Below are 14,700 nucleotides of genomic sequence, written 5' to 3'. Positions count from 1 at the left end.
GTGCCGGAACGAGCGAAGATCCTCCTGGTCGACGACCGGGAGGAGAACCTCATCGCCCTGGAGGCCATCCTCAGCTCCCTCGACCTGGTGCCCGTACGGGCCAAGTCGGGCGAAGAGGCCCTCAAGGCGCTGCTCAACACCGAGTTCGCGCTCATCCTGCTGGACGTGCGGATGCCGGGCATGGACGGCTTCGAAACGGCCGCCCACATCAAGCGGCGCGAGCGTACCCGGAACATCCCGATCATCTTCCTGACCGTGGTCGACAGCGCCCCCGACTACGCCTTCCGCGGTTACGCGGCCGGCGCGGTCGACTACCTCACCAAGCCGTTCGACCCGTGGGTGCTGCGGGCTAAGGTGTCGGTGTTCGCCGAGCTCTACAACATGAACAAGCGCCTGGCCGAGCAGGCGTCGCTGCTGCGCGACCGCATGGCCGCCGAACTTCCGCCCGGCGCCTCCGTCCAGGGCTCGGTCCTCCCCGAACTCTCCCGCCGGCTGGCCGCGGTGGAGGACGAACTGGCGAGGGTGCGCGAACTGGCCCGCAAGTCCCAGGACCCGCTGCTCACCGCCCCCCTCACCGACCTCACCGAACGCCTCGCCAACCTGCGCGCGGGCTTCGACGCCCTCTCGTAACGTTACGGCCGGCCCCCGCCCACGCCAACCACGGCAGCATCCCCGGGGGTCCCTACGCGCTGCCGGGCGAGGGCTTGGAGGCGCCGCCTGACGGTAGTGGCTGTGGAGGCGTTCACGGGACCGACTGCCCGAGGGAGCGGGTGGGGGTCGGGCGCGGCGCAGGAGACGGGCCTGGGATGTGGGGAGCAGCGCGTGCGACGTGGAGTGCCGAGGTGCGAGGGCGGGGTGAGGGGAACCGGGGTGGGGGTAAAACGCGGGGAAATATCCGGTAGAGGCGGGGTTTGTGGTGGGTTGGGGTTTTTAGAGTCGGTAGTGATTCGATGCCGGAGAACGGAGAACTGCCGTGTTCGATCAGACCTTCCTCCGCGAGCTCGCCGCCATGAAGGACGAGGCGGGTGTGGTGTCGCTGTACACCACCGCCGATCCTCGCGAGGAGGCCTCCACCCGGCCCGCCCGCGGGATCCGGCTCAGGAATGAGCTGTCCGCGATTCGGGATCACGTCAACACCTGGCCGGATCGCGAACGCCGGGAGGCCGTGTTCCGCCGGCTCGAAGCGCTGGAGCCGGACATCCTCGAACTTCTCGACGCCGCCGAATCCGGGATCGGACGGGCGCTGTTCGCCTCGGTCAGCGACAACGACGTCCGCACGATCAAGCTGCAGGTCCCGATCGAGGACTGCGCCGTGCTCGAATCCACCGCCTACGTCCGCCCGCTGCTCACCGCCATGGCCACCAGCGCGCCCGCCGGTCTGGTGCTCGTCTCACGGGACGGCGTACGCCTCATCGACCTCCGATACGGCGTCGCCGAGGAGATCGAGCACGAGACCTACGAGATCGACACCGAGGACTGGCGCCCCATGCGCGGCCCAGGTCCGGGCGGAACCGCGCAGTCCAGCTCCACCCAGACCGACCGGTTCCAACGCCGCGTCGAAGACCACCTGCGCCGCAACCTCCACGGCAGCGCCCCGGAGATCGCCCGCCAGGCCAGGTCCCGCGGCTGGACGGACGTCCTGCTGATCGGCGACGTGGAGCTGACCGAGGTGCTGGCCGGGGCGGTACACCCGCTGGACGTCGTCCAAGTGGACACCATCGTCGACACGCTCCCGCCCGCCGAGGCGGCCAAGCACGTGGCACCGGAACTGGCCGCCACCCGCGAACGCCGCGACGCCGCCCTGGCGGCCAGGGCCGTGGACGCGGCCAAGTCCGGCGGCCGTGGCTCCCTGGGCCTCAACCAAACCCTCGCCCTGCTCAACGAGGGCCGGGTCGACCACCTGCTGCTGGAGGAATCGGCGAAGTGGTCGGGCTTCAAGGGCCTTGACGGCTACCTGTACGACCACGCACCGGCGGGCGTCCCCTCCGACCCAGAGCCCGACCTGGGTGAACGCATGATCGAGGCCGCCCTGAACACGGGCGTGACCCTGACCATCCTCACAACAACCGGCGCTGAAGCCTTGGCCGACTACAACGGAGTAGCCGCCCTCCTCCGCTGGTGACACCCAACCAGACCAAACAAGCATGCCGGGGGCAACCGGCGGGCCCTCCGTGGGCGGGGGCTCGCGAAAGGCCGTTGCGGTGGGGCGTTTGTCCGACGTGAGAAGCGATCCCCCCGACCTGCGCCCGCCCACGTCGGCGGGTGGCGGGGGCGGGGGCCGGCCGTAACGGAAAAAGCGAAAGGCCCGCACGAGAAGGGCCGCGGAGAAGCGAAAGGCCCGCACGAAGAGGCGGGCGTGGCACTGAACGAAATTGAGGAGAAAAGGTCAGTGGCGGGCGCGTTCCAGGGCGTCCCAGAAGCCGCGGCGGAGTGCGTGGCGGACTTCGTCGTGGAGGAGGAAGTCGATCGGGAGGGAGGAGCCCTGCAGCAGCCGGGCCTCCAGGTCGGACGGCATGCGGGGCTTGCGGGCCAGCACGGCCTCCAGCCACAACGCGGGCGCGTCCCTGGCCACCGACTCGCCGAAGTCGTGTCCCTCGCGGTGCGCGGCCTTCACCGCGTCGGCCAGCGTGGTGGCGCCCCCGGTCGCGGCCGGGGCCGGTGAGACCGGGGCGGGCTGCGGGCCCGTGTAGGGACCGAGCTGGGACGGCTGCTGGTACGACGACGGCGCCCCGTACTGGCCGGCGGACGGGGGCTGCGCCTGGATGGGGCCGGTGACGGGGGCCGCGGACGGGGCCGCGGACGGCTGGGGCGGGGTTGGCTGCTGGGGCGGTGACGGGGGTTCGGGCTGGTAGGTGTAGGTGGGCGGCGACGGCGGGCGGTTGCCGGGCGAGGCGGGCGCGGGCGGACTGGGCTGGGGCGGGGACGACGGCTGCGCGGGGATCTGCGCCGGGGGGAGTGACGGCGGCGGCGAGGGCGGCAGGGAGGCGTGCGCGGCCTGGCCGTTGCTGACCGGCTGGTGACCGTTGGCGGCCTCGGCGGAGCCGGTGACCAGGTTGACGTACGGGCGCAGGTGGCCGCCGCCGATCTCGATGAGGTCGTCGCTCTCCTGGCGCAGTGTCCGGGAGACCGCCCAGCCGCCGTCGGCGGTGATGTGCACGACGGTCACCCGGATGCCCAGGTCCTGGGCGTCGCAGACGACCTGCGCGAGGTCCTCGTCGCCGCTGACCACGACGGCGTCGCAGATCGCGCTGTTGCGGGCCAGCGTCATCAGGTCGCGGTGCACCTGGGCGTCGACGCCCTCGCGGCGGCCCGGCCTGATGCGCGACAGGCGCAGCTTCAGGCCGGGGATGTCGGCGAGCGCGTCGTGCTCGGGCGTGCGGCGGCCTTCGACGGTCGCCTCGTACCAGTAGCAACGCAGCAACGGCAGACCCGTGCGCTCGCGTGACAGGTTCGTCATGAGCTGCAGCAGGCCGGGGTAATCCCAGGAAACCGCTTCGCGATGGCGAGTCCCATGAACGGCCATCGCGCCGTCTGCCAGCAGATAGCCAGCGTCCACGAACAGCGCGCAGCGATCCACGCGACACCGCCCCTTTCTAGGTGGCCCGACCTTCTGGCTCTGCACCGTCAGAGCCGGACTCGGCGGCCCTTTACCAGGGTAATGAAGCCAATGATCGTGCGAGGGTTAATCCCGACGATTCCGCCCTCGCCCGACGTTACGCCAGAGGATTTACGCGAACCGTACCAGTCTGTCCCGTTCACGGTCACGACCGTGCACGGACACTCACCGCCGCGACACCGAACAACACCGCATCCCTTCTGGAGACGATGCTCAGCCGCGGCCGCTCCCCCAGCTCAGCACTGAAGGTATCCACATCGACACCGAACGTGAGCCCGTTCGCCCCGTTCGACGACCCGTCGAACGTGTTGCCCGCGTCCCGCCCGCCCGCCTCCGGCACCATGGCCGCGCCGCCGAGCGAGACCTTGTCGCCCGACAGGTCCGCGTCGCCCTCCCACGTGACCAGTTCCAGCCGCGCGGGCGCCGCCGCCGGGATCAGCCCGCCCAGCGGCACGTCGAGCCGTCCCGCCGCGTCCTTCTCCCCGCCAATCTGCGTGGCCGTGTCGAGCACGACCGCCTGACTGTACGGCTGCGCGGGATCGGTGGCGATCACCACCAGGCTCCACCCGGCATGCTGCGAGATCCCCGGCTTCATGGGTGCGTCCGCCGCCCACCACATCCCCTTCTTCTTGCTGCTGCTGACCAGCCCGGTCACGTCCGCGAACGCCTGGTAGGCGGGCCCCACCGGCAGCTCGCGCGCCATGACCTGGTTCGGCCGGATCTTCACGTACCCGTCCCGCCCGGCCGGCCGGAACTTGATCGGCCCCGCCGTCTTGGTGCTGGCCGACCAGTAGAGCCCGGCCCACACGATCTGCCCGCCCGCCGGCAGGTCGAGCCTGGCCGCGCTGGACGCCTTGGTGCTCGCCACCTGGTCGCGGTCGAGCGGCTGCATGGTCCACAGGTCGTTGTCGCGCCGCTGCCCCTGCCTGCGCAACGCCTCCGGGCAGCCCTGGCGGCTGGGCGGGCAGGTGAGCAGCGCGTTGCCGACCGCCCTGACCACGACCTTGCCGTCGGTGGCGAAGCGCGCGGGCGCGCCGTCCTCGCGGACCCCGATCGGCGAGACCGCCTTCACCTGCACGCCGCCCGCCTTGATCCGGACCGCGGGCCCGGCGCCTTCGGGAGCCGAGGCGGCCACCCGTACGCGCAGGAACACCGCCGTCGCCGACCCGCCCCTGAGCGGCCGCCGTACGCATTGAGCGCCGCGCCGGGCGACCTTGCACGACCAGCCGTCGACCGTGCCGACCGGTTTGACCGCGGTGACGGAGCTGCCCCTGCTCCCGCCGGTGATGAGCGTGACGCCTTCCGGCAGGGCGACGGTGGCGGCGAGTTCGTCGCTGGGTCCCTTGCCGGCGTTGCGCAGGCGGATGCCGATGATGCCGGGCTGGGCGCGTACCAGGGAGCCGAGCGCCCCGATGGTGGCCGACAGCTTGGCCCTGCCGGGCTTGGACGTGGTCGGCGTGGGCGTGGGGGTGGGTTCGGGCTCGGGTTTCCTGGCCGGTTTCTCGCTGGGCGGCTCGACGGCCGGGGACGCCTGGCTGGAGGGGCTCGGCGCGGCGGCCACCGGGGGCTTCTTGATCGGTTCCTCCCCCGAGACCAGGAGGAAGGCGGCGACCGCCACCCCGGCCGCCACGGTTCCCGCGACGGCCGCCTGCTGGCTCTTGGGCGCGCGCCGGATCCAGCCGAGCGCGTGGATGACGCCCGCGCCGGCGCCGCCGGCCGCCGCGCTCGCCTTGGCCAGCGCGGCCAGGTACCCGGCGAAGACCGGGCCGACGAAGAGCGGTCCGACGATGACGCGCAGTCCGCGGTTGACGTCGGTGAGCTCCAGCAGCACCGAGTTGCACTCGGCGCAGCCGCTGACGTGGTCGTCGACCGACTTGGAGTCGCGCCTGGCCAGGCCGCCCCTGACGTAGGCGCCCATCTTGCCGAGCACCGGTCGGCAGGCCTGCTGGGGCGAGGCGGCCAGATGCATCTGCAGGTACGCCTGCCGCAGCCCCTCGCGGGCCCGGTAGGCCAGGGCGGCGACGCCGTTGGCCGACAGCCCGAGCAGCGGGCCGACCTCGGCGGCCTTGGAGTCCTCCACCTCGGTGTGCCACAGGACCGTACGCCAGCGGTCGGGCAGCGACAGGAACGCGCGGGAGATCAGCGACTTCTCCAGCCCGGTGAGGGCGGGGTCGACGAAGGGCACCCCGGGGTCGAACAGCTCGATCTCGCCGGTGCTCACCTGACGGCTCTCGACCCGGCCGCGGTCGTAGACCGTCCGGCGCACGACCGTCAGCAGGTACGGCCGGAACCCGGCGTCGGGACCGCCGCCGCGCCCCACCAAGTCGAGGATCTTGGTGAAGGACTCGGCGACCACGTCCTCGACGTCGGTCTCCCCCCGCACCAGCTGGCGGGCGAGGGCTCGGGCGGCGACGACGTGGCGTTCGTAGAGCACGCCATAGGCGGCGGCGTTGCCGCCTCGTACCGCTTCGAGTAGATCTGCATCGCTTTGCGGCGATTCGACACTCATAGTGACCTCACGATTACGCGGGGTTGCCCCGGCGAATCATTCCGCATTCCGCGTCATGACTAACCCGAAAGCGCGTCTTTGCCTTTGAAACCCTTTCGGAGGACAGATGGACGAGGACATTCCAGGATCACTGCGCTCGCGCTGGCGCAAGAGGAGCCTGGAGGCCGGCTGGTCCCTGCCCGAGGACTGGTGGACGCCGGCGGTCGAACACGCGATCAAGGCCGTGAACAGGGGCCACGACCTGATCCGCGCGTGCGCCGCCCTCGGGGGCGCGCGGGCACGGGCGGGGGTGGGCATCGGCGAGGGCATGAACGACCTCGCCGCGCTCTTCACCGCGCTCGGGCTCGGCGAGCCGCCGTTCACCGCCGCGCGATCCTTCGCCGTGGGCTGGACCGAGGCGAGCTTCGCGCCGGTGAACGGGCTCTGCTGCGAGGACCCGTTCACCGGGCTGGCCACGGTGACCTACCTGCGTACGCGGCTGGCCGAGGTCTACCGGGGCTCGCTCGCCGCGCAGCACCGGCTGGTGGTGGCCGAGCCGTACGAGCGGCCGGGGGACCTGGCGGGACGGCTGGCGGCGATGCTCGCGCTGGCAGGGGCGGCGCGGGAGGCCTTCGCGGGCGACGAGACGCTGGCGCAGCTCGCGCCCGCCCGGGTGGGCGCGCTGGCCAGGGCGGGACCGGCGCTGGTCCCGCGGCTGACCCCGCTGGAGGTGTTCCGGGTCTCGGTCAACCGGCTGCCCGACGGTTACGAGCAGGCTCTCACCCTGCTGCGAACCTTAAGCTTGGACCCATGACGGATCGCGAGAAGCTGCTTGCCGAGATCAAGAACAAGGCCGTGGTGCACGGCAAGGTCATCCTGTCGTCGGGACAGGAGGCCGACAGCTATCTCGACCTGCGCCGGATCACGCTCGACGGCGTCGCTGCGCCGCTGGTCGGCCAGGTGCTGCTGGAGCTGACCGCGGACCTCGGCTACGACGCCGTGGGCGGGCTGACGCTGGGCGCCGACCCGGTGGCCGCCGCGATGCTGCACGCCGCCGCGGCGCGGGGACGCACGCTGGACGCCTTCGTGGTGCGCAAGTCGCAGAAGGTGCACGGGCTGCAGCGCCGCGTCGAGGGGCCGGACGTCAAGGGCCGGCGGGTGCTTGCCCTGGAGGACACTTCGACCACCGGCGGTTCGGTCATGACCGCGGTCGAGGCGCTGCGCGAGGAGGGCGCCGAGGTCGTGGCCGTGGTCACGATCGTCGAGCGCGGCGCGGCCCCCCGGCTGGCCGAGGAGGGCCTGGAGTACCGCTACGCCTACACGGCCGCGGAGTGCGGCATCTGAGTCACGGACCGCCCCGGACCGTGAACGCCTCGCGCTCGCCCGCCTTTCCGGGGGCGCGCGCCTTGCCGTTCTCCGCCACGCGGACGGTGCCCGCGTCGGAGAGCACGACCGACAGCTCAGGCTCGAAGTAGCTGACCTCTTCGCCCCTGCTCATGTCGCGGTACTGGAGCACGTCGCCGCCGGGCACCCGGACCGTGACGAGCGGGCAGGTCTCGGCCACGCACTCGATGCGCACCGTCGGCACCTGCGCGCTCGCGGTGGGCGTGGCCGTGGCGCGGCCGGCCGAGACGGGCTCCGGGGTGTCGAGCGCGCCGAGCAGGGCCCGCGCGCCGATCACGACCAGCGCCACCACGAGCGCGACCGCGAGCACGGCGAGCGCGAGCCTCGCGAGGCCCATCGGGTCTGTCCTGTGGCGTCCCACACACCGGAGCGTACCCGTTGGTAACCTCGCCGTGCCCTGGAGAACCTCTCAGTGCTTGGTGTTGACCCTGTGGTGTTTGCCGTTGGGCGTGGGCAGGGCCTTCGCCGCCCGCCGGCCCTTCACGAACTCGACGATGATCGGGATGAGGGAGATGAACACGATGAGGAAGACGCCGGGCAGGATGTACTTGTCGATCTGCTTGGGGTTGACCTTGCTGCCCAGGAAGTAGCCGAGCAGGATCAGGCCCTCGGTCCAGACGATGCCGCCGATGACGTTCCACATGAAGAACCGCTTGGGGCTCATCTCCAGCACGCCGGCGACCGGGTTCATGAACGTACGCACGATCGGCACGAACCGCGCCAGCACCACGGCCTTCGCCGGGCCGAACTTCTCGAAGAACTCCTCGGCCCTGAGGACGTGCTCCTTCTTGAAGAGCCGCGAGTTGGGTTTGTCGAACATCTTCCTGCCGAACTTCATCCCCAGGAAGTGGCCGAGCTGCGCGCCCGCGATCGCGCACAGCGGCGTCCCGATCAGCAGGACCGGCAGTGAGATCGGCTCGATGCCCATCCCCACGGCCACCGAGGCGGAGCTGAAGATCCCGGCGGCCACCAGCAGAGAGTCGCCCGGCAGGAAGAAGCCGAGCAGCAGGCCGGTCTCGGCGAAAATGATCGCGAGCACGCCGACCGTGGCGAACGCCCCGAGAATGGTCAGCCACCATGTCGGGTCGAGGAGATTGAGAAGCCAGTCCACGCAGTGGAGCTTACCGGGCGGTGTCACTACCACGGGGGTTGGCGAGCCGCGATACTGGGCACCGCGAAGCCGAACGTTCTAGGAGATGAATCATGCCCATCGCCACCCCAGAGGTCTACGCGCAGATGCTCGACCGGGCCAAAGCAGGCGGATTCGCCTACCCGGCGATCAATGTGACCTCTTCCCAGACGTTGAACGCCGCGTTGCGCGGCTTCGCCGAGGCCGAGAGCGACGGCATCGTTCAGGTGTCCACCGGCGGCGCCGAGTTCCTGTCCGGCGCGACCGTGAAGGACATGGTCATCGGCGCGAGCGCCCTGGCCGAGTACGCCCGCGTGGTCGCCGCCAAGTACCCGGTGACCGTGGCGTTGCACACCGACCACTGCCCGAAGGACAAGCTCGACGGCTTCATGCGGCCGCTGGTCGACATCTCGCTGGAGCGCGTGTCCAAGGGCCTGGACCCGCTGTTCCAGTCGCACATGTGGGACGGCTCCGCCGTACCGCTGGAGGAGAATCTGGAGATCGCCAAGGAGCTCCTCGACAAGTGCCACCGCGCCAACATCATCATGGAGATGGAGATCGGCGTGGTCGGCGGCGAGGAGGACGGCGTCGTCGGCGAGATCAACGAGAAGCTCTACACCACGACCGACGACGCGCTGGCCACGGCCGAGGCGGTCGGCATCGGCGAGCAGGGCCGGTACATGCTGGCCGCGACCTTCGGCAACGTCCACGGCGTCTACAAGCCCGGCCACGTGAAGCTGCGCCCGCCGGTGCTGAAGGACATCCAGGACGCGGTCGGCGCGAAGTACGGCAAGGACAAGCCGTTCGACCTGGTCTTCCACGGCGGCTCCGGCTCGGCGCTGGAGGAGATCCACGAGGCGATCACCTACGGCGTGGTGAAGATGAACATCGACACCGACACGCAGTACGCCTTCACCCGCCCGATCGCCGCGCACATGTTCACCAACTACGACGGCGTGCTCAAGGTCGACGGCGACGTCGGCAACAAGAAGGTCTACGACCCGCGCTCCTACGGCAAGTCGGCCGAGGCGGCCATGGCGGCCCGGGTGGCCCAGGCGTGCCAGGACCTGAAGTCCGCCGGCACGAAGATCACCTAGTCACACGAGTGGCCCGGCGGGTATGACTGTTTGTATGGATAACCTTCTCGCCGGGCCGCCCCCGACCCTCCTGCCGGATCTGACCGAGGCCAGGCAGGCGCTCGAGGCCGGTGCCAAGGCCGCCGACGTGGCCGCCCGTTTCCCCGCCTACCCGGCGGCATGGGCGGCGCTCGCGGAGGAGTACTTCGCCAAGGGTCACGCGGTCACCTCATACGCCTTCGCCAGGACCGGCTACCATCGCGGTCTCGACCAGTTGCGCCGCAACGGCTGGAAGGGCCACGGCCCGATTCCGTGGGAGCACGCGCCCAACCAGGGCTTCCTGCGCTGCCTGTACTCGCTCGCACGCGCGGCCCAGTCGATCGGCGAGAAGGACGAGGCCGAGCGGTGCATGCAGTTCCTCAAGGACAGCGACCCCGCAGCTTACGACGCGCTGGCCAAGTGAGCCTTGGGGACGAATAGCCCAATCGGGTAGTCTCTCTACGCAAGAGCCCCTGTCGCGCTTGCGCCAGGGGTTTCCGTGTCTATTGGCGTGCCCGCTCGCAGTCGCTGCGCCGCGGATCCATCGCCGTGTGCTGGGGAGATAGAACCATGCCGGCTGTCGTTGTCTTGGGCGCCCAGTGGGGCGATGAGGGCAAGGGAAAGGCCACTGACCTGCTCGGCGACGCCGTTGAGTATGTCGTCCGCTACCAGGGCGGCAACAACGCGGGCCACACGATCGTCATCGGCGACCAGAAGTACGCGCTCCACCTGGTGCCCACGGGCATCCTGTCGCCGAACGTGGTGCCGGTCATCGGCAACGGCGTGGTGATCGACCCGGGCGTCCTGCTCCAGGAGATCGACGCGCTCGCGGCGCGGGGCGTGTCCGCGGAACGCCTGCTGATCTCGGCGAACGCGCACCTGATCATGCCCCACCACAAGGCCCTGGACAAGGTGAGCGAGCGCTACCTGGGCAAGGCCAAGATCGGCACGACCGGCCGCGGCATCGGGCCCGCGTACGGGGACAAGATCTACCGGGTGGGCATCAGGGTCCAGGACCTGCTCGACCCGGGCATCCTGTCGGCGAAGATCGAGGTCGCGCTCAACGAGAAGAACCAGATCCTCACCAAGATCTACAACCGGCGCGGTCTCGACCACGCCCAGGTGCTGGAGGAGTACCTCGGTTACGCCGAGCGCCTCAAGCCGCACATCGCCGACACCTCGCTGGTGTTGTCGAAGGCGCTCGACGAGGGCAAGTTCGTGCTGCTGGAGGGCGGTCAGGGCACGCTCCTGGACATCGACCACGGCACCTACCCGTTCGTGACCTCCTCCTCGCCGACGAGCGGCGGCGCGTGCGCGGGCTCCGGCATCCCGCCGCAGCGCCTGACCAAGGTCATCGCCATCCTCAAGGCGTACACCACGCGCGTCGGCTCCGGGCCCTTCCCGACCGAGCTCGAGGACGCGATGGGCGACTGGCTGCGCACCACCGGCGGCGAGTACGGCGTCACCACCGGCCGCAACCGCCGCACCGGCTGGTTCGACGCGGTCATCGCCCGCTACGCCACCCGCATCAACGGCGTCACCGACTTCTTCCTCACCAAGCTCGACGTGCTGTCGGGCCTGGAGCGCATCCCGGTCTGCGTCGCCTACGACGTGGACGGCGAGCGCCACGACGAGATCCCGATGACGCAGACCGGCTTCCACCACGCCAAGCCGATCTACGAGGAGTTCCCCGGCTGGCAGGAGGACATCACGGGGGCCAAGACGTTCGACGACCTGCCGCCCAACGCGCAGGCGTACGTGCGCACGCTGGAGGAGATGAGCGGCGCGCCCATCTCCGCGATCGGCGTCGGTCCCGGCCGCGACCAGACGATCTCGCTGCGCTCGCTGGTGTGACGTCGGAAGGGGGCGCCACCCGCGCCCCCTTCACCGCCGAGCCCGCGCGGCCTTCCTGATGCGGTCCACGTCGCCGCGCTCGGCCGGTGGGAGCGGAGCGCCGACCGAGGCGCGCAGCTCCGCCGCCTCGTCCAGCAGGTCAAGGGCCCGCGAAGGCTCTCCCTCCAGGACGGTCACTCCGGCCAGCCCTTCCAGCGCGAGCGCCACCGAGCGCGGGTCTCCGAGCGCGCGTGCGGCCCGCAGCCCCTCCTCGTGCAGTTTCCTCGCCGGTACGGCCGCGCCACGCGACTCGGCGGCGAACCCCAGCTCGGCCAGGATCAGCGTCACCCCGTAGAAGGGCACGTCGTAGTCGGCCTCCAGGCGGCGGTTCCATTCCAGCGAGGCCTGGAACAGGCGCTCCGCCTCGTCCAGGTCGCCGGAGCGCCGGGCCACCAGCCCCAGCCCCACCCGCGCGAACTCCTCCGCGAACCGGTTCGACTGCTCGGCCGCCAGCCGCATCCCCCGCTCGTGGAACTCCCTCGACCGCTCCAGCTCCCCCGTCAGCAGCGCGATCCGCCCCAGGCTGGACAGCCGATACGACACGTCCGTCCACAACCGCAGGTCCTCGGCGATCCGCAGACCCTCCCGGTGCAGGGCCGCGGCGCGCTCGTAGTCGCCGCCGATCTCGGCCAGGTAGCCGAGCTGGTCGTTGGCCTGAAGCCGGCCCCACTGGTCGCCCAGCTCGGTGAAGATCTCCAGGCTCTCCACGCCGCTGCGCGCGGCCCGCGCGAACTCCCCCTGGAAGATCGCCTGCTTGGCCCGTCCCATCAGCGCCGCCGCCTCACCCCACCGCTCGCCCGAGGCGCGGAAGTCGGCCAGCGCCCCGTCGATCAGCGGCCCGGCCTTGGCGACGTCGCCCAGGTGCAGGTGGGCGTGCGCGGTGAACCACCGCGACCGGGCGCTCGCCGCACCGCCCCCTTCCCGGTACGGCAGGCCGAGCAACATGGCGAACCCCGGCTCCCAGGCGGTCCCCCTGGTCAGGCGGTAGGCCTCGGTGTGCCGCCCGCGCAGGTACAGGTACCACGCCAGCCGCTCGCCCGTGTCCACGGCGCGCAGGTTGGTCATCTCCTCGTCGAGCCTGGCCAGCCATTCCCGCTGGGCGTGGCCGTACAGGTGGGGGCGGGCGCGGTCGGCGAGGTCGGTGTAGTACGCGTCGCGCCGCGCGAACAGCGGGTCGTCAGGCGCCAGGCGCTCCAGGCAGTAGGCGGCGATGCTCTCCAGCAGCCGATAGCGCGGTGGCTCGGCGACGACCATCGACCGGTTGACGAGCTGGTCGACGAGGTCGGCGTCGATCCCGGCGGCCTCCAGCGTGCAGCCGCCCGGGTGGACGGCCAGGGCGCTCAGCGCCTCCCGCTGCGGCGCGGTGAGCTGCTCCCAGCTCCAGTCGATCACCGCGCGCAGGGTCCGCTGACGGGCCGGCAGGCCGCGGGTGGTCCCCGACAGCAGCCGGAAGCGGTCGTCGAGATGTTCGGCCACCCCCCGCACGCCGAGCGCGCGCACGCGGGCCGCGGCCAGTTCGAGCGCCAGCGGCAGGCCGTCCAGACGGCGGCAGATCGCCTCGGCCCACGGCGTCGTGTCCGCGTTGAGCACCACGCCCGCGCGGGCGGCGAACAGGCTCAGGGCGTCGGGCGCGGCCAGCGGGGACACCGGGTACACGGCCTCGCCGGGGATGGCCAGCGGCTCCTGGCTGGTGGCCAGCACCCGGAGACCAGGAGCGGTACGCAGCAGCAGGTTCACCAGCTCGGCCACCGGCTCGACGAGGTGCTCGCAGTTGTCCAGGACCAGCAGGAGCTCACGGCCGCTCAGGGCGTCGGCCAGGCGCTCGGGCAGCGCGGCCCTGCCGGATCGGGCCACCGCCTCGTCCCGCACGTCCAGGACGTCGGCCACCACCTCGGCGACGGCCGCCGGGTCATCGGCGCTCAGCCCGGCGAGCTCCACCAGCCAGGCGTTCTCGCGGGAGGCGGCGGCCAGCGCGAGCCGCGTCTTACCCACCCCGCCGGGCCCCGTCAGCGTGACCAGCCGTGACCCACCGACACCCCCAGAGGACCCCGCACCCCCGGAAGACCCCACGCCCCCGGAAGACTCCACACCCCCGGAAGGCCCGGCATCCCCGGAAGACCCCGCATCTCCAAAGGACCCCGCATCCCCGGAAGACCCGGCGTCCACGTCGCCGAGGAGAGTGCGGACCTCGGTCACGGCGGCCTCGCGGCCGATCAGGGCGGTGAGGGGGGTGGGGAGATTGGTGCGGGGGCGGGCGGAAGAGGTGGCCGGGGTGGGCGCGGGAGCCAGGGCCGGGTCCTGGCGGAGGATGGACTGGTAGAGCTCCACCAGCTCCGGGCCGGGGTCCACGCCCAGCTCGTCGGCCAGCCTCTCGCGCAGCGCCGTGTAACCGGCCAGCGCCTCGGTCTGGCGGCCGGCCCGGTACAGGGCACGCAGGTGTACGGCACGCAGCCGCTCGCGCAGCGGGTGGCCGGCGACCGGCTCGGACAGCTCGTCGGCCAGCCGGGTGTGCTCGCCCAGCGCCAGCCGTACCTCGGCGTGCTCTTCCAGGGCCGTCAGGCGCTGCTCGTCGAGGCGGGCGGCGGCGGTGCGGGCGAACTCCTCGTCGCGGAAGTCGGCGTAGGCGGGACCGCGCCACAGGGACAGGGCGTCGGCCAGCAGGGCGGCGCGGGCGCGCGGGTCGTCCTCGGCGCGGGCGCGCGTGAGCAGGCGGGCGAAGGCGAGGGCGTCCACGTCCGGGGCGCGCAGGACGTAGCCGGCGGGCTCGTACTGGACGAGGTCGCGGCCCACGACGCGGCGCAGCTGGGAGATCTTGGTCTGCAGGGTGTTGGCCGGGTTGCCGGGCAGGTCCTCGCCCCACAGATCGTCGGCCAGGCGGTCGGCGGGGACCGGGCGGCCCTCGTGGACCAGCAGGTCGGCCAGGAGCGCGCGCACCTTCAGCTCGGGCACGCGGACCGGTTCACCGTCGTCGGCCCACACCGAGAGCGGGCCAAGCACACCAAATCGCACCAGGTCACGCTACCCCCAGCGAACCCCCAGCCGTCCGTGCGGGCCC

12 protein-coding genes are annotated in these 14,700 nt (G+C 71.6%); 7 read left to right on the top strand and 5 right to left on the bottom strand.

The annotated features are described in order from the left end of the window. Positions 1-630 (top strand): two-component system response regulator, encoded by a 630-nt coding sequence (locus ACIBI5_RS16130; RefSeq protein WP_397247392.1) that lies wholly within the window; start codon positions 1-3, stop codon positions 628-630. Positions 631-973: 343 nt separating this feature from the next. After that, positions 974-2,122 (top strand): VLRF1 family aeRF1-type release factor, encoded by a 1,149-nt coding sequence (locus tag ACIBI5_RS16125; protein WP_397247390.1) that lies wholly within the window; start codon positions 974-976, stop codon positions 2,120-2,122. A gap of 264 nt (positions 2,123-2,386) precedes the next feature. Here ACIBI5_RS16125 and ACIBI5_RS16120 read toward each other — a convergent pair whose 3' ends face one another. Further along, positions 2,387-3,577 (bottom strand): NYN domain-containing protein, encoded by a 1,191-nt coding sequence (locus tag ACIBI5_RS16120; RefSeq protein WP_397247388.1) that lies wholly within the window; start codon positions 3,575-3,577, stop codon positions 2,387-2,389. Positions 3,578-3,761: 184 nt separating this feature from the next. Beyond that, the gene (locus tag ACIBI5_RS16115; RefSeq protein WP_397247386.1) at positions 3,762-6,125 is read right to left on the bottom strand and encodes a sigma-70 family RNA polymerase sigma factor; all 2,364 of its coding nucleotides are present in this window, start codon (positions 6,123-6,125) and stop codon (positions 3,762-3,764) included. 106 nt (positions 6,126-6,231) lie between these two features. Between ACIBI5_RS16115 and ACIBI5_RS16110 the strand changes: the two genes are divergently transcribed. Together ACIBI5_RS16110 and ACIBI5_RS16105 are read left to right on the top strand one after the other, a co-directional pair. Further along, positions 6,232-6,918, top strand: coding sequence for a hypothetical protein (locus tag ACIBI5_RS16110; protein ID WP_397103682.1), 687 nt, complete (start codon positions 6,232-6,234; stop codon positions 6,916-6,918). Continuing rightward, the gene (locus ACIBI5_RS16105) at positions 6,915-7,448 is read left to right on the top strand and encodes an orotate phosphoribosyltransferase (protein WP_397247384.1); all 534 of its coding nucleotides are present in this window, start codon (positions 6,915-6,917) and stop codon (positions 7,446-7,448) included. Before ACIBI5_RS16110 ends, ACIBI5_RS16105 begins: the two co-directional genes overlap by 4 nt. A gap of 1 nt (position 7,449) precedes the next feature. Here the strand turns inward: ACIBI5_RS16105 and ACIBI5_RS16100 are convergent, their stop codons facing one another. Together ACIBI5_RS16100 and ACIBI5_RS16095 are read right to left on the bottom strand one after the other, a co-directional pair. Further along, entirely contained in the window at positions 7,450-7,845 is a 396-nt protein-coding gene (locus tag ACIBI5_RS16100; RefSeq protein ID WP_397247382.1) for a hypothetical protein, read from the bottom strand. Positions 7,846-7,917: 72 nt separating this feature from the next. Continuing rightward, on the bottom strand, positions 7,918-8,619 hold the full coding sequence (locus tag ACIBI5_RS16095) for a DedA family protein (RefSeq protein WP_397247380.1): 702 nt from the start codon (positions 8,617-8,619) through the stop codon (positions 7,918-7,920). Positions 8,620-8,711: 92 nt separating this feature from the next. Between ACIBI5_RS16095 and fbaA the strand changes: the two genes are divergently transcribed. The 3 genes from fbaA (at position 8,712) to ACIBI5_RS16080 (ending at position 11,606) form a co-directional block, all read left to right on the top strand. Then, a complete protein-coding gene (gene fbaA, locus ACIBI5_RS16090) occupies positions 8,712-9,734 on the top strand; it encodes a class II fructose-bisphosphate aldolase (protein ID WP_397247378.1) in 1,023 nt (340 codons plus the stop codon). 34 nt (positions 9,735-9,768) lie between these two features. Beyond that, positions 9,769-10,176, top strand: a complete 408-nt coding sequence (locus ACIBI5_RS16085) for a DUF3151 domain-containing protein (protein WP_397247376.1) — start codon at positions 9,769-9,771, stop codon at positions 10,174-10,176. A gap of 146 nt (positions 10,177-10,322) precedes the next feature. Beyond that, a complete protein-coding gene (locus tag ACIBI5_RS16080; RefSeq protein ID WP_397103672.1) occupies positions 10,323-11,606 on the top strand; it encodes an adenylosuccinate synthase in 1,284 nt (427 codons plus the stop codon). A 30-nt stretch (positions 11,607-11,636) separates the two neighbouring features. Here the strand turns inward: ACIBI5_RS16080 and ACIBI5_RS16075 are convergent, their stop codons facing one another. Next, positions 11,637-14,654: an AfsR/SARP family transcriptional regulator gene (locus ACIBI5_RS16075; protein ID WP_397247374.1), complete on the bottom strand. Its 3,018-nt coding sequence runs from the start codon at positions 14,652-14,654 to the stop codon at positions 11,637-11,639. Between the last annotated feature and the right edge of the window lie 46 nt (positions 14,655-14,700).

The sequence above is a fragment of the Nonomuraea sp. NPDC050540 genome, assembly GCF_044457485.1.
Taxonomy (GTDB): domain Bacteria; phylum Actinomycetota; class Actinomycetes; order Streptosporangiales; family Streptosporangiaceae; genus Nonomuraea.
This window is presented reverse-complemented; position numbering and strand designations above follow the sequence as displayed.

What these genes read in the sequence shown, in the direction of transcription:
- ACIBI5_RS16115 (WP_397247386.1), bottom strand. Translation starts at nt 6,125, where the DNA reads ATGAGTGTCGAATCGCCGCAAAGCGATGCAGATCTACTCGAAGCGGTA.
- ACIBI5_RS16110 (WP_397103682.1), top strand. Translation starts at nt 6,232, where the DNA reads ATGGACGAGGACATTCCAGGATCACTGCGCTCGCGCTGGCGCAAGAGG.
- ACIBI5_RS16105 (WP_397247384.1), top strand. Translation starts at nt 6,915, where the DNA reads ATGACGGATCGCGAGAAGCTGCTTGCCGAGATCAAGAACAAGGCCGTG.
- ACIBI5_RS16100 (WP_397247382.1), bottom strand. Translation starts at nt 7,845, where the DNA reads ATGGGCCTCGCGAGGCTCGCGCTCGCCGTGCTCGCGGTCGCGCTCGTG.
- fbaA (WP_397247378.1), top strand. Translation starts at nt 8,712, where the DNA reads ATGCCCATCGCCACCCCAGAGGTCTACGCGCAGATGCTCGACCGGGCC.
- ACIBI5_RS16085 (WP_397247376.1), top strand. Translation starts at nt 9,769, where the DNA reads ATGGATAACCTTCTCGCCGGGCCGCCCCCGACCCTCCTGCCGGATCTG.
- ACIBI5_RS16080 (WP_397103672.1), top strand. Translation starts at nt 10,323, where the DNA reads ATGCCGGCTGTCGTTGTCTTGGGCGCCCAGTGGGGCGATGAGGGCAAG.